12 protein-coding genes and 1 pseudogene are annotated in these 13,632 nt (G+C 55.3%); 10 read left to right on the forward strand and 3 right to left on the reverse strand.

Annotated elements, in window-relative coordinates:
- Window positions 1-378: 378 nt before the first annotated feature.
- Entirely contained in the window at window positions 379-1,047 is a 669-nt protein-coding gene (locus tag B4113_RS03005; RefSeq protein WP_033019170.1) for a hypothetical protein, read from the reverse strand.
- A gap of 245 nt (window positions 1,048-1,292) precedes the next feature.
- On the opposite strand from B4113_RS03005, the gene B4113_RS03010 reads away from it, so the two are divergent.
- A complete protein-coding gene (locus tag B4113_RS03010) occupies window positions 1,293-2,021 on the forward strand; it encodes a glycerophosphodiester phosphodiesterase (RefSeq protein WP_033019167.1) in 729 nt (242 codons plus the stop codon).
- A 105-nt stretch (window positions 2,022-2,126) separates the two neighbouring features.
- On the opposite strand, the gene B4113_RS03015 is transcribed toward B4113_RS03010, so the two are convergent.
- Window positions 2,127-2,375 (reverse strand): DUF2627 domain-containing protein, encoded by a 249-nt coding sequence (locus B4113_RS03015; protein WP_033019165.1) that lies wholly within the window; start codon window positions 2,373-2,375, stop codon window positions 2,127-2,129.
- 138 nt (window positions 2,376-2,513) lie between these two features.
- On the opposite strand from B4113_RS03015, the gene B4113_RS03020 reads away from it, so the two are divergent.
- From B4113_RS03020 to B4113_RS19830, 9 genes are all read left to right on the forward strand, one after another.
- On the forward strand, window positions 2,514-4,577 hold the full coding sequence (locus B4113_RS03020) for a sigma-54-dependent Fis family transcriptional regulator (RefSeq protein ID WP_033019163.1): 2,064 nt from the start codon (window positions 2,514-2,516) through the stop codon (window positions 4,575-4,577).
- Between the two features lie 139 nt (window positions 4,578-4,716).
- The gene (yqiS, locus tag B4113_RS03025) at window positions 4,717-5,616 is read left to right on the forward strand and encodes a phosphate butyryltransferase (RefSeq protein ID WP_033019162.1); all 900 of its coding nucleotides are present in this window, start codon (window positions 4,717-4,719) and stop codon (window positions 5,614-5,616) included.
- Between the two features lie 21 nt (window positions 5,617-5,637).
- The gene (locus tag B4113_RS03030) at window positions 5,638-6,741 is read left to right on the forward strand and encodes a leucine dehydrogenase (protein ID WP_033009431.1); all 1,104 of its coding nucleotides are present in this window, start codon (window positions 5,638-5,640) and stop codon (window positions 6,739-6,741) included.
- A 55-nt stretch (window positions 6,742-6,796) separates the two neighbouring features.
- Window positions 6,797-7,909, forward strand: coding sequence for a butyrate kinase (gene buk, locus B4113_RS03035; protein WP_061912212.1), 1,113 nt, complete (start codon window positions 6,797-6,799; stop codon window positions 7,907-7,909).
- Window positions 7,910-7,939: 30 nt separating this feature from the next.
- Window positions 7,940-9,361, forward strand: a complete 1,422-nt coding sequence (gene lpdA, locus B4113_RS03040) for a dihydrolipoyl dehydrogenase (protein ID WP_061912213.1) — start codon at window positions 7,940-7,942, stop codon at window positions 9,359-9,361.
- Between the two features lie 291 nt (window positions 9,362-9,652).
- Window positions 9,653-10,648, forward strand: a complete 996-nt coding sequence (locus B4113_RS03045) for a thiamine pyrophosphate-dependent dehydrogenase E1 component subunit alpha (RefSeq protein WP_033019157.1) — start codon at window positions 9,653-9,655, stop codon at window positions 10,646-10,648.
- 13 nt (window positions 10,649-10,661) lie between these two features.
- Complete coding sequence (locus B4113_RS03050; protein ID WP_021322378.1) at window positions 10,662-11,645, forward strand: alpha-ketoacid dehydrogenase subunit beta; 984 nt, start codon at window positions 10,662-10,664, stop codon at window positions 11,643-11,645.
- Window positions 11,646-11,796: 151 nt separating this feature from the next.
- Complete coding sequence (locus B4113_RS03055) at window positions 11,797-13,146, forward strand: dihydrolipoamide acetyltransferase family protein (RefSeq protein WP_033019156.1); 1,350 nt, start codon at window positions 11,797-11,799, stop codon at window positions 13,144-13,146.
- Window positions 13,147-13,187: 41 nt separating this feature from the next.
- Complete coding sequence (locus B4113_RS19830) at window positions 13,188-13,331, forward strand: hypothetical protein (RefSeq protein ID WP_156102733.1); 144 nt, start codon at window positions 13,188-13,190, stop codon at window positions 13,329-13,331.
- 116 nt (window positions 13,332-13,447) lie between these two features.
- On the opposite strand, the pseudogene B4113_RS03060 reads toward B4113_RS19830, so the two are convergent.
- Window positions 13,448-13,632 (reverse strand): annotated as a pseudogene (locus B4113_RS03060) (IS701 family transposase); the annotation flags it as partial.

The following is a 13,632-nucleotide window of genomic DNA, read 5'->3' on the forward strand; positions in this document are numbered from 1 at the left end:
TCTTATTTTTTTTTGCGAAAAAAAGGAGGGTGTCCGAAAAGCGAACGCTATGCGAACACTTTTGGGACACCCTCTTCATTCGGTTTATTTGCCATTTAAGGGCCGGTCCAACTGTCTACGTTTTTGGTTCTTCAAGACTTGAACGATAAATACAGCAACTGCATCTTTAAGCAACAAGGTGAAGGATTGGTGAAAAACAACGGCCGACGAGTAGGAAATCACAACAAATCAAAAGACGGCATGACCAAGATTTTCTATTTAAGAAACGAGATTGGGAAGCGACCTGTCCCCCTACATCACCAGCCTCCCAGAACCCGGGCCGTTTGTCTGCTTGATGAGGACGACGCTATTCGTTTCAGGTAATTTTATCGAGATGATTTAGCGGAATGGAATTTCTAAGGATAAATCTTCTCCAACTGGTTGTAGCTGTTCATCAAAAGCAGCATGGATATAGCATTTCACCATTCTCACTCGTTCCAAGTCTCCGTGAACAGGCAGGGCGATTTTTCCTTTCTTGACCGTATGACCTAAAAAATCACCGCTGACATTTTGTGAATACAACAACGCGTCCTCGATCTGCTCTCCGGTATTCAAAGCGAAAATTCCTTGAGCAGGATGCCAGCTGATTTTTGCCGATGATGTATTTTCAACAACCACATCGAGCACAACCGCTTTAATGGGCGGTAAATATGGATCGTATTTGTATGCTGGATCGACTGTGACCTTATTGATCGTGATTTTCATTGGACCAGACGCGCCCATGACGTTCACGGTATATGACTTCGCTTGACTAGGGTGAGGATTGAAATCTTTTGAAGTCACTTGATAACGGTTTGTTTTTTTCTCATACGTGACTTTTCCACCAAAAAGACCAACGATGCTATACAGTGGGACGTAAGGTTGGTTGTTGATGATCCGAACATCGATTTTTTGCTGTTTGTTGTTGAACAATAGCGTAAGCTTAGGTGCGGCAATGGCGCCTAGGCCAAAAGAAAAAAGAATAGCAAAAATAATAAGCGCGGACAGTCCCATCTTCTTTTTCATCAAGGCAACATCCTCCTTTTCCTTTGTTTATAAAAGCATTCGCTGGTGGTCTGCAAATTTCCTGCATAAAACGATTTTTTTTTACACAATTTATTTGGTCTAAAAAGAATGAAACGGATACGTAGAAAAAGATGCTTGTTCTAAGCTGTATGTGCATGATACGCTAATGATGATCGTCAAAATTGCTTTTGTATCGCTTGTTTTTGTTCACGAGTCGAGCGGTCAACATGGAGGAAAGGGAGACGGAGATGACTATGATTTTTGCCCATCGGGGAGCGGCAGGCACACACCCGGAAAATACGATGGTGGCGTTTATCGAGGCGGCAAACGTGGGAGCGGACGGCATTGAACTCGATGTGCAGCTCACCAAGGACGGCGAAGTGGTCGTCATTCACGATGAAACGGTCGACCGAACGACGGACGGAAGCGGCTGGGTGAAAGACATGACGTACCGCGAACTGCGGGCGCTGAACGCGGCGGCGACATGGCGGGGGCGGTATGGTCATTGCCCCATTCCTCATTTGGAAGAAGTGTTGGCGTGGTTGGCGCCCACTCCGCTGGCCGTCAACATCGAGTTGAAAAACAGCTTGATCGCTTACGAAAAGCTCGAGCAAAAAACGATTGCCCTCGTGCGCCGCTACGGGCTTGAGAAGCGGACGATTTTGTCATCGTTCAACCATAACAGCATGCGCCTTTGTCGAGAGCTGGCTCCCGACATGGAGACGGCGCTTTTGTCGATCGACCCGCTCCATGATCCATGGACGTATGTGCGAGTCATGAAAGCGGATGGCTTGCATCCTCATTATCGAACCGTCACGGCGAAATGGGCGGCGGAAGCGCGGCAGCGTGGGGTGGCGGTGCGCCCGTTTACGGTGAATAAGCGAAACGCGATGAAAACGATGTTTTCCTATGGCGTTGACGCCATCTTCACCGACTACCCGCAACAGGCGAAGCAATGGAAAGAGGAAACGCCTTGACTCGATGCGCGCGGCCATCCGGGCGGCCATTTGCAAAGCAGCAAGCAAAGCGACGGAGGGAGGAAACGCCTTGACCGAAGAGGTAAGGCGTTTTTTTTGCCTCTCTCAACGAGTGTTGCGGCGGCGCTGGAAACGCGTCTGCACTTTGTTCCGCTTTCGGTCATGATGCAATACAAATCCGCCGATAAACGCCAGTCCGGCGGCAAACAGCAAAAATCCTGCGAAAAATTGCAGACATAAAAGCGCGAACGGCGGATCGCTGATGCCGAACAACGCATCGCGCATCCATTTAATGCCAAGCGCCGCGCCAAGGCCAGGAATGACTAAAATCAACAGCGCCATGATTCGCTCCATCGCGATCGCATTCCTTTCCGACAAAATGGACTTTATCGATTATCATAACGGTTATCCCCGATTTGTCAAGGAAAGAGGAAATCAAGTATGATAAAAGTGTCTGCAAAAATTGACATATAGCGAAGTGTGGTGGAGCGAATGAAGAACGTTGTGATCGTCGGGGCCGATGCGCGCGGAACATCGCTGCTGAAGCTGCTTCATGAAGCGTCGGGGTTTGAGGTGAAGGCGGTCGTCGATGTCGATGAAAACGCTCCGGGGCTGCAGCTGGCGAAAAAGTGGGGCATCGCCGCGGCCAGCGACTGGCGGCCGTGGTTGAGAGAGCCGCTCGATTTGATTATTGAAACAACGGGCAGAGCCGAGGTGCTTGAGGAGATTCGTGACTTGGCGCCAAACGGGGTGAACATCGTCCCAAGCGCCGTTGCCCGCATGATGGCGGAGTTGGTCGAAGAGAAAGAAGCGTTGATCGCCAAGCTGAAAAGCGAAGCAGCCCGGCGCGCCCTCATCTTTCATTCGTCCCATGACGGCATGATCGTTGTCGATGAATATGGGTACGTCACCGATATGAACGAAAGCGCCGCGGAGTTGCTCGCGCTTGACAAACAGGAAGCGATTGGCAAGCACATCCTCACCGTTTTGCCGTCGAGCGGGCTGCCGCGTGTTCTGAAAACCCGGCAAACGGAGTTTCACCAAGAAGTCGAGCTTCCCAATGGCAAAAAATTAATCACGACCCGCATGCCGATCATCGATGACAGCGGCCAACTGTTTGGGGCGCTCGCCGTATTGAAAGACGTCACTGAACTTGTCGCCTTAGCTGAGGAAATTACCGATTTAAAGGAAGTTCGGATGATGCTTGAAGCGATCATTCATTCATCGGAAGAAGCGATTTCCGTGGTCGATGAGAACGGAAACGGCATTTTGATCAATCCGGCCTACACGAGGCTTACCGGTTTGAAGGAAGAAGACGTGATCGGCAAGCCGGCGACCGCCGATATTGCCGAGGGCGAAAGCATGCATATGCAAGTATTGAAAACGCGCCGCCCGGTGCGCGGAGCGCGCATGAAAGTCGGCCCCAAAAATCGGGACGTCATCGTCAATGTCGCGCCGATTATCGTCGATGGCGTCTTGAAAGGAAGCGTTGGCGTCATCCATGATGTCTCGGAAATTCAGCGGCTGACGGCGGAGCTCAACCGGGCGCGGCAAATTATCCGCAATCTTGAGGCGAAATATTCGTTTGCCGATATTATCGGCGAGTCGGAAGAAATGAAAGTGGCGATTGAGCAAGCCAAGCTGGCGGCGAAAACGCCGGCAACGATTTTATTGCGCGGGGAATCGGGGACCGGCAAAGAGCTGTTCGCCCACGCCATTCATAACGCCAGCGATCGAAAGTATAACAAGTTTATCCGTGTGAATTGCGCCGCCATTCCGGAAACATTATTAGAAAGCGAATTGTTTGGCTACGAGGAAGGAGCGTTTTCCGGGGCGCGGCGCGGCGGCAAGCGCGGGCTGTTTGAAGAAGCGAACAACGGCAGCATTTTTCTTGACGAAATTGGTGAATTATCAGCGAGCACGCAAGCGAAGCTGCTTCGCGTTTTGCAGGAGCGAGAAATCGTTCGCGTCGGCGGGACGAAGCCGATTCCGATCAACGTCCGCGTCATCGCCGCGACCAACGTCAATCTGGAAAAAGCGATCGCTGCTGGCGCGTTTCGCGAAGATTTATACTATCGGCTCAACCGGATGCCGATTTCCATTCCGCCGCTGCGTGCCCGCAAGGAAGATATTCCGGCGCTTTGCCGACATTTGATCCAGAAACTGAACCAAGATTACGGGCGCAATGTCGAAGGGGTGACGGACGAAGCGATGGCGCAGCTGTTGGCCTATGATTGGCCGGGCAATGTCCGGGAGCTCGAAAATGTGCTTGGCCGGGCGATGATTTTCATGAAATTTCATGAGGTGATGATTGACGTCCTTCATTTGCCGCCGTTGACAACGCCGTCCTCCTCTCCTTCATTCGGCGGCGAAAGCGAAGAAGAATTGCGTCCGCTCGATGAAATGGTGGCGTGCTATGAAGCGCGGCTGCTCGAACAGGCGCTCCGCCGCCATGGCGGCAACAAAACGGCGACTGCCCGAGCGCTTGGCATTTCGGTGCGCAATTTATACTATAAGTTGGAAAAATACGGACTTGACAAAAAAAGCATGCAATAATTTTCATGGTAAGAAAAAAGTTGCACATACCAATGAAGGAAAAATGGTTTGTTTAAAGCGCTTTCATCGTTTTGGTGTTGGCATAGTTTTTGCATAGATTATCGTGCAGCACGATAGGCAAAAAAGGTTGGTGTAGACGATGAAGCTCGAATCGTTAATCGAAGAGGCAAGCCGGCGCCAGAGCCAAACGGTGGCGGTGGCGGCGGCGGAAGATGAAGAAGTGATCGAGGCGGTGGCGATGGCGCTACAACATCGCCTTGGCCGGTTTGTGCTTTACGGAGATCGCGACCGGATTGCCCGATTGTTGAGGGAAAAGGGGTGCGCCCGCTTTCCCGATGTGGAGATCGTTCATGCGAATTCGGTCGGGCAAGCGGCGGAGCTGGCCGTGCGCGCCGTCCATTTGAACGAGGCCGATGCGTTGATGAAAGGGCATGTGCCGACAGCGACACTGCTGAAAGCCGTCTTGAACAAAGAGTACGGGCTGCGCACCGGAAAGGTGTTGTCCCATGTCGCGGTGTTTGACGTGCCGACGTTTGACCGGCTTGTCATCGTCACCGATGCGGCGATGAACATCGCCCCCGATTTGGAACAAAAGGTGCAAATTGTGAACAACGCCGTCATCATCGCGCGTTCCATCGGCATCGAGCGCCCGAAAGTCGCGGCGCTGGCAGCGGTGGAGACGGTCAATCCCGCCATGCCGGCAACGCTTGATGCCGCCGCGCTCGCGATCATGCAAAAGCGGGGGCAAATCGGCGATTGTTTGCTTGACGGGCCGCTTGCGTTAGACAACGCGGTGTCGATGGCGGCAGCGAAACATAAGCGGATTGAAAGCGATGTGGCCGGACAGGCGGACATTTTGCTTGTGCCGGACATTGAATCCGGCAACATGCTGTACAAGTCGCTCGTCTATTTTGCCAAAGCCAACGTCGGCGCCGTCATCGCCGGGGCGAAGGCGCCGATCGTCTTGACATCGCGCGCCGACTCGGCCGAAAGCAAATTGTATTCGCTCGCCCTTGCCATCTGTTCAGCAGCGAAATAAAAAAGAGGGAGGCCATCTGAGATGGAATTGTTCAAATATATGGAAACATACGATTATGAGCAAGTGCTGTTTTGCCAAGATAAAGAGTCAGGGCTGAAAGCGATCATCGCCATTCATGACACGACGCTCGGCCCGGCGCTCGGCGGGACGCGCATGTGGATGTACAATTCGGAAGAAGAAGCGCTTGAAGACGCCTTGCGCCTCGCGCGCGGCATGACGTACAAAAACGCGGCCGCCGGGTTGAACCTTGGCGGCGGCAAGACGGTCATCATCGGCGACCCGCGCAAAGATAAAAACGAGGCGATGTTCCGTGCGTTCGGCCGCTTCATTCAAGGGTTGAACGGCCGCTACATCACGGCGGAAGACGTCGGCACGACCGTCGCCGATATGGACATCATCTATCAAGAAACCGACTATGTCACCGGCATTTCGCCGGAATTCGGCTCATCCGGCAACCCGTCGCCGGCCACCGCTTACGGTGTGTATCGCGGGATGAAAGCGGCGGCGAAAGAAGCGTTCGGCAGCGATTCGCTCGAAGGAAAAGTCGTCGCCGTCCAAGGCGTCGGCAATGTCGCTTACCATCTGTGCCGCCATTTGCATGAAGAAGGAGCGAAACTCATCGTTACCGACATCAACAAGGAAGCGGTGGCGCGCGCGGTCGAGGAATTTGGGGCGAAAGCGGTCGACCCGAACGACATTTACGGTGTGGAGTGCGACATTTTCGCTCCGTGCGCGCTCGGCGGCATTATCAACGACCAAACGATTCCGCAGCTGAAAGCGAAGGTGATCGCTGGCTCGGCGAACAACCAGCTGAAAGAGCCACGTCACGGCGACATCATTCATGAGATGGGGATCGTGTACGCTCCGGATTATGTGATCAACGCCGGCGGTGTCATCAATGTCGCCGATGAGCTGTACGGCTACAACCGCGAGCGGGCGATGAAAAAAATCGAGCAAATTTACGACAACATCGAAAAAGTGTTCGCGATCGCCAAACGCGACAACATTCCAACGTACGTGGCGGCTGACCGGATGGCCGAAGAGCGGATTGAAACGATGCGCAAAGCGCGCAGCCAGTTTTTGCAAAACGGCCATCATATTTTAAGCCGCCGCCGCGCTCGCTGAAGGCGGGAAAGGGGCGGGCTTCCGCCCCGCGGCGGTCAACGGAGGGACAGCAACGATGCAAGAGCAGAAGTTTCGCATTTTAACGATCAATCCAGGTTCGACTTCAACGAAGATCGGCGTTTTTGAAAACGAACGGCCATTGCTGGAAAAAACGATCCGCCATGAGGCGGACGTGCTTCGGCGATATCAAACGATCGCCGACCAGTATGAGTTCCGCAAGCAAACGATTTTGCAAGCGCTCGATGAAGAAGGGATCAATTTATCGAAGTTGAGCGCCGTCTGCGGCCGCGGCGGGCTCCTCCGCCCGATTGAAGGCGGAACGTACCGCGTCAATGAGGCGATGCTTGACGATTTGCGGCGCGGGTATTCCGGCCAGCACGCCTCCAACCTCGGTGGCATATTGGCGCACGAAATCGCTTCAGCGTTAAATATCCCGGCGTTTATTGTTGACCCGGTCGTCGTCGACGAACTCGAGCCGATCGCCCGGATCAGCGGGTTTCCGCTGATCGAGCGGCGCAGCATTTTCCACGCGCTCAACCAAAAAGCGGTCGCGCGCCGCGTCGCCCGCCAGCTTGGCAAACGGTATGACGAACTCAACTTGATCGTCGCTCATATGGGCGGTGGGATTACGGTTGGCGCCCACAAGCAAGGAAGGGTAGTGGATGTCAACAACGGCCTTGACGGCGAAGGCCCGTTCAGCCCAGAGCGCGCCGGGACGGTGCCGGCCGGCGATTTGGTCGCTTTATGCTTCTCGGGTGAATACTACCGTGAGGAAGTGATGCGCATGCTCGTCGGCCAAGGCGGGCTTGTCGGCTACCTCGGCACGAACGATGCCGTCAAAGTGGAAGCGATGATCGAAGCAGGAGACGAACGGGCGAAGCTCGTCTATGAGGCGATGGCGTACCAAGTGGCGAAAGAAATCGGGGCGGCAAGCGCCGTGCTTGCCGGCAAAGTCGACGCCATCATTTTGACCGGGGGACTGGCGTACGGCAAATCGTTTGTCGAACAGATCACCCGCCGCGTCCAATGGATCGCCGATGTCATCGTCCATCCGGGCGAAAACGAGCTGCAGGCGTTAGCGGAAGGGGCGCTTCGCGTCTTGCGCGGCGAGGAAAAAGAAAAAACGTATCTCGGTGAAGCGGCTGCGCCGGTTCCGGCCCGGCGTTGAGGCGGCAACAGACAGAAAGGGGAAGGCAAAATGGCAAGAGAATACGATGTCGTCATTCTCGGCGGGGGTACGGGCGGCTATGTGGCCGCCATTCGCGCCTCGCAGCTCGGGTTGAAAACGGCCGTTGTGGAAAAAGGGAAGCTTGGCGGCACGTGTCTGCATGCTGGCTGCATTCCGTCCAAAGCGCTGCTTCGCAGTGCGGAAGTGTACGCGCAAACGAAAAACGGCGCGGCGTTTGGCGTCATCGCCGGCGACGTGCGCCTCGATTTCGCCAAAGTGCAGGCGCGCAAGGCAGCGATTGTTGAGCAGCTCCACAAAGGCGTGCAGCATTTGATGAAAAAAGGGAAAATCGATGTATACGCCGGCACTGGCCGCTTGCTCGGCCCATCGATCTTTTCCCCGCTGCCAGGGACGGTGTCGGTCGAAATGAACGATGGCAGCGAAAACGAAATGCTCGTTCCGAAGTTTGTCGTCATCGCCACCGGTTCGCGTCCGCGCACGCTGCCAGGGCTGGAGCCGGACGGCGAATTCGTGATGACGTCCGATGAAGCGCTGCAAATGGAGACGCTCCCGTCATCCATCTTGATCGTCGGCGGCGGCGTGATCGGCATGGAATGGGCATCGATGCTCAACGATTTCGGCGTGGATGTCACCGTGCTTGAGTATGCCGACCGCATTTTGCCGACCGAAGATGAAGACGTGTCAAAAGAAATGGAAAAACTGCTCCGCCGCCGCGGCGTCCACATCGTTACCGGAGCGAAAGTGCTGCCGGAAACGCTCAAGAAAGGAAACGGCGTCACGATCGAAGCGGAGCATCAAGGCGAGCGGAAAACGTTCGCGGCCGACAAAATGCTCGTTTCCGTCGGGCGGCAGGCGAACATTGAAGGAATCGGCCTCGAAAACACCGAGATTGTCGTCGAGAAGGGGTATATTCAAACGAACGAATTCGGCCAAACGAAAGAATCGCACATTTACGCGATCGGCGATGTCATCGGCGGCTTGCAGCTCGCCCATGTCGCCGCCCATGAAGGGATCGTCGCCATTGAACATTTAGCCGGGCGCAACCCAGCGCCGATTGATTACACGATGGTGCCGCGCTGCATTTACACCCGTCCGGAAGCGGCGGCGGTCGGTTTAACCGAGCAAGAGGCGAAAGCGAAAGGCTATGACGTCAAAGTCGGCAAATTTCCGTTTCAAGCCATTGGCAAGGCGCTAGTGTTCGGTGAGGCGGAAGGGTTTGTCAAATTCGTCGCCGACCGGAACACCGACGACTTGCTTGGCGTCCATATGGTCGGGCCGCACGTGACCGATTTGATTTCCGAAGCCGGGCTCGCCCGCGTGCTCGATGCGGCTCCGTGGGAAGTGGCCCATGCGATCCATCCGCACCCGACGCTGTCAGAGGCCTTGGCGGAAGCGGCGCTGGCCGTCGATGGCCGGGCGATTCACTTTTAACTGTCATTTTTGCGAAGGCTGCGCCGTTGCAAGGATACCGGCTGCGCCCGTTTGCGCTGCACTTTAACTGTCATTTGCGAAGGCGCGTTTTTGCTGGACAGCGGTCAGCGAACCAAGCCAGCGCACGTGAGAGGGGAAAGAAGCAAAAGCACCGCCGCTCACTGCTCGTTCGGCGGACGGGCATCCGTTGCGGAAAAGCTCCCCTCTCCCGTTTGGGTGGGCTGAAAAAGCAAGATTCGCAAGCTCATCGGCGGAACTGGCAAACGATTTTCATTAAGGGAGGTTGTTCCGATGGCGCAAAACCGTCATCAAGCACTCGGATTAAGCGATGACACGGTGTTGGAAATGTATGAAACGATGCTTCTCGCCCGCAAGCTCGATGAACGGATGTGGCTGTTAAACCGCGCCGGGAAAATTCCGTTCGTCATCTCGTGCCAAGGGCAGGAAGCGGCCCAAGTCGGCGCGGCGTTCGCTCTTGACCGGACGAAAGATTACGTCCTGCCGTACTATCGCGATATGGGCGTCGTGTTGACGTTCGGCATGACGCCGACGGAATTGATGCTGGCCGCGTTTGCCAAAGCGGAAGACCCGAACTCCGGCGGCCGGCAAATGCCGGGCCATTTCGGGCAAAAGAAAAACCGGATCGTCACCGGCTCCTCGCCTGTCACAACGCAAGTACCGCACGCCGTTGGCTTTGCCTTGGCGGCGAAAATGGAAAAGAAAGATTTTGTCGCCTTCGTCACGTTCGGCGAAGGATCGTCGAACCAAGGCGATTTCCATGAAGGGGCGAACTTTGCCGGCGTTCACAAGCTTCCGGTCATCTTCATGTGCGAAAACAACAAGTACGCCATTTCCGTGCCGATTTCCAAACAATTGGCGTGCGAAAACGTATCGGACCGCGCCGTTGGCTACGGCATGCCGGGCTATACGGTTGACGGCACCGATCCGCTCGAAGTGTACCGCGTCGTCAAGGAAGCGGCCGACCGCGCCCGCCGCGGCGAAGGGCCGACGCTCATCGAAGCGGTGACATACCGTCTGACGTCGCACTCATCGGACGACGACCACCGCGTCTACCGGACGGAAGAAGAGCTCGCCGAAGCGCGCGCCAAAGACCCGATCGTCTCGTTTGCCAACTATTTAAAAGAAACGGGGGTCTTAACGGATGCGTTGGAAGAAGACATTCAAGCGCGCGTCATGAAACAAGTAAACGAAGCGACCGACTACGCAGAAAAAGCGCCGTACGCCGAGCCGGAACATGCGCTTCGCTACGTGTATGCCGAGGAGTAAGGGGGAATGGACGATGCCTGTGATTTCCTATATTGATGCCGTGACGATGGCGATTCGTGAAGAAATGGAACGCGACCCGCGCGTGTTTGTATTAGGGGAAGACGTCGGCCGGAAAGGCGGGGTGTTCAAAGCGACGCAAGGATTGTACGAGCAGTTCGGCGAAGAGCGCGTCATCGACACGCCGCTCGCCGAATCGGCGATCGTCGGCGTCGGCATCGGCGCGGCGATGTACGGCCTGCGTCCGATTGCTGAAATTCAGTTTGCCGATTTCATCATGCCGGCAGTCAACCAAATTATTTCTGAAGCGGCGCGCATCCGCTACCGCTCGAACAACGACTGGAACTGCCCGATCGTCATCCGCGCTCCGTACGGCGGTGGGGTGCATGGCGCCCTGTACCACTCGCAGTCGGTGGAAGCGATTTTTGCCAATCAGCCGGGGCTGAAAATCGTCATGCCGTCGACGCCGTACGATGTGAAAGGTCTGCTCAAAGCGGCCATTCGCGACGAAGATCCGGTGCTCTTTTTCGAGCATAAACGCGCCTACCGCCTCATTAAAGGGGAAGTGCCGGAGGATGATTATGTACTGCCGATCGGCAAGGCGGACGTCAAGCGTGAAGGCGAGGACATCACCGTCATCACGTACGGGCTGTGCGTCCATTTTGCCTTGCAGGCGGCCGAACGCGTCGCCCAAGACGGCATTTCCGTTCATCTGCTCGATTTGCGCACCGTCTACCCGCTCGATAAAGAAGCGATCATCGAAGCGGCAAGCAAAACCGGAAAAGTGCTGCTCATTACCGAAGACAACAAAGAAGGCAGCGTCATGAGCGAAGTCGCCGCCATTATTGCGGAACATTGCCTGTTTGACCTCGATGCGCCGATTATGCGCCTCGCCGGTCCGGACGTTCCAGCGATGCCGTACGCGCCGACGATGGAAAAGTTCTTTATGGTCAACCCGGAAAAAGTGGAAAAAGCGATGCGTGAACTGGCGGCGTTTTAACAGACGAACGAAAGGCGTCTCCGGCCTTTCGGCAGCGGGAAAGCGCGGGATGTCGGCCAAAGTGCATCCCGCCAAAATGGCCCGAAGCCAACCGTAGGCGGCTGGGGACGTCACGGCAAAGACATTGCAACAGAGATAGGAGGGTATCGATGTGGCCATCGAACAATTGACGATGCCTCAGCTCGGGGAGAGCGTCACCGAAGGCACGATCAGCAAATGGCTCGTTTCCCCGGGCGACAAAGTGAACAAATACGATCCGGTCGCCGAAGTGATCACCGATAAAGTGAGCGCGGAAATTCCGTCGTCGTTTGCCGGCGTCATTCGCGAATTGATCGCCAACGAAGGAGAAACGCTTCCGGTCGGCGCGCCGATTTGCACGATCGAAGTCGAAGGCGAAGTCGCCGCGCCAAGCTCGGAAGCGAAGCCGGCGGACGAAGCGCCGAAAGAAACGTCGAAAGCGGAAGACAACGCGAAGCCACCGGCGCCGAAAAAGGCCGGCCGGGCCAACAACGGCCGTTACTCCCCGGCCGTGCTCCGCTTGGCGCAAGAACACGGCATTGACCTCGAACAAGTCGAAGGCACCGGCCTTGGCGGGCGCGTGACGCGCAAAGATTTGCTGAAGCTGATTGAGTCTGGCCAAATTCCGAAAGCGGGATCGGCACCGGCGGCGGAACAAGCGGCGCCAAAAGCCGAGCCGCGAGCGGAACAGCCGACTCCGGCCGCCGCAACCGTTCAAACGGCTGGAGCGGCCGCACAAACCGCGCCGCCGAAGCCAGCGCCGCCAACGATCGAAGCGGGAGCGGGCGACATCGAAATTCCGGTCACCCCGGTGCGCAAAGCGATCGCCGCCAACATGCTCCGCAGCAAACACGAAGCGCCGCACGCGTGGACGATGGTCGAAGTCGATGTCACCGACCTTGTCGCCTACCGCGATGCGATCAAAGACGAGTTCAAGCGGCGTGAAGGCTTCAATTTGACGTATTTCGCCTTCTTCGTCAAAGCGGTCGCCCAAGCGCTGAAAGAATTCCCGCAGCTGAACTCCGTTTGGGCCGGCGATAAAATCATTCAGCGCAAAGACATCAACATCTCGATCGCCGTCGCGACCGACGATGCGTTGTTCGTTCCCGTCATCAAGCACGCCGACGAAAAAACGATCAAAGGCATCGCCCGCGAAATCGCCGAACTAGCGGCGAAAACGCGCGCCGGCCAACTTCGTCCGGAAGACATGCAAGGCGGCACGTTCACCGTCAACAACACCGGCGCGTTCGGCTCCGTGCAGTCGATGGGCATTATCAACTACCCGCAAGCGGCCATTTTGCAAGTCGAAACGATCGTCAAACGCCCGGTCGTCAAAAACGGCATGATCGCCATCCGCGACATGGTCAACTTATGCTTGTCGCTTGACCACCGCGTCTTGGACGGCCTCATTTGCGGCCGCTTCCTCGCCCGCGTCAAAGCAATTTTGGAAAACATGAACAAAGACAACACACCGATTTATTGACGTTTCCCCCATCGCCATCGGTTGGCGGTGGGGGTTTTGGCATGGCGCGATTTTTATCCTCTCCTGAAGGGAAATTGATCGTTGATGAAAAACAAAATAAAGTTAAGCGCCACCATGAGAAAGGAGAAAAGGATAATTTAGACATATCACTATCCGACATGGAGAAACAGCTAACCGAACAATAATCAATAAAAAAACGAAGGAATAAAGCATCGTTTTGCTTTATTTCTTCGTTTTTACTGTAGATGAGCATTTTTCATTACAGTAATTTCCATTCCCTAAGAGACAAACAGGGGACCCCTTAGGCGACATGGAGCTGTTTTTTGATCACATCAATGGGAATCTCTTGCTTCGCGGCATCGTAGATGAACTCGACGACGCTGTGCCCTTTCCGAGAACGAAGAAGCTCTAGGCCGGAAGAGAGGTCTTGTTGAGATTCCGCGATGCTGTATACGCAGGCGAACAGCACCACTGCCCAATACCGTT

It is taken from the genome of Geobacillus sp. B4113_201601, from assembly GCF_001587475.1.
Classification (GTDB): Bacteria; Bacillota; Bacilli; order Bacillales; family Anoxybacillaceae; genus Geobacillus; species Geobacillus icigianus.

Bases quoted from the DNA above. Each gene is read 5' to 3' on its own strand.
- yqiS (WP_033019162.1), top strand. From the start codon at position 4,717: ATGAAGCTCGAATCGTTAATCGAAGAGGCAAGCCGGCGCCAGAGCCAA.
- B4113_RS03010 (WP_033019167.1), top strand. From the start codon at position 1,293: ATGACTATGATTTTTGCCCATCGGGGAGCGGCAGGCACACACCCGGAA.
- B4113_RS03015 (WP_033019165.1), bottom strand. From the start codon at position 2,375: ATGGAGCGAATCATGGCGCTGTTGATTTTAGTCATTCCTGGCCTTGGC.
- buk (WP_061912212.1), top strand. From the start codon at position 6,797: ATGCAAGAGCAGAAGTTTCGCATTTTAACGATCAATCCAGGTTCGACT.
- B4113_RS03050 (WP_021322378.1), top strand. From the start codon at position 10,662: ATGCCTGTGATTTCCTATATTGATGCCGTGACGATGGCGATTCGTGAA.
- lpdA (WP_061912213.1), top strand. From the start codon at position 7,940: ATGGCAAGAGAATACGATGTCGTCATTCTCGGCGGGGGTACGGGCGGC.
- B4113_RS19830 (WP_156102733.1), top strand. From the start codon at position 13,188: ATGGCGCGATTTTTATCCTCTCCTGAAGGGAAATTGATCGTTGATGAA.
- B4113_RS03030 (WP_033009431.1), top strand. From the start codon at position 5,638: ATGGAATTGTTCAAATATATGGAAACATACGATTATGAGCAAGTGCTG.
- B4113_RS03020 (WP_033019163.1), top strand. From the start codon at position 2,514: ATGAAGAACGTTGTGATCGTCGGGGCCGATGCGCGCGGAACATCGCTG.
- B4113_RS03045 (WP_033019157.1), top strand. From the start codon at position 9,653: ATGGCGCAAAACCGTCATCAAGCACTCGGATTAAGCGATGACACGGTG.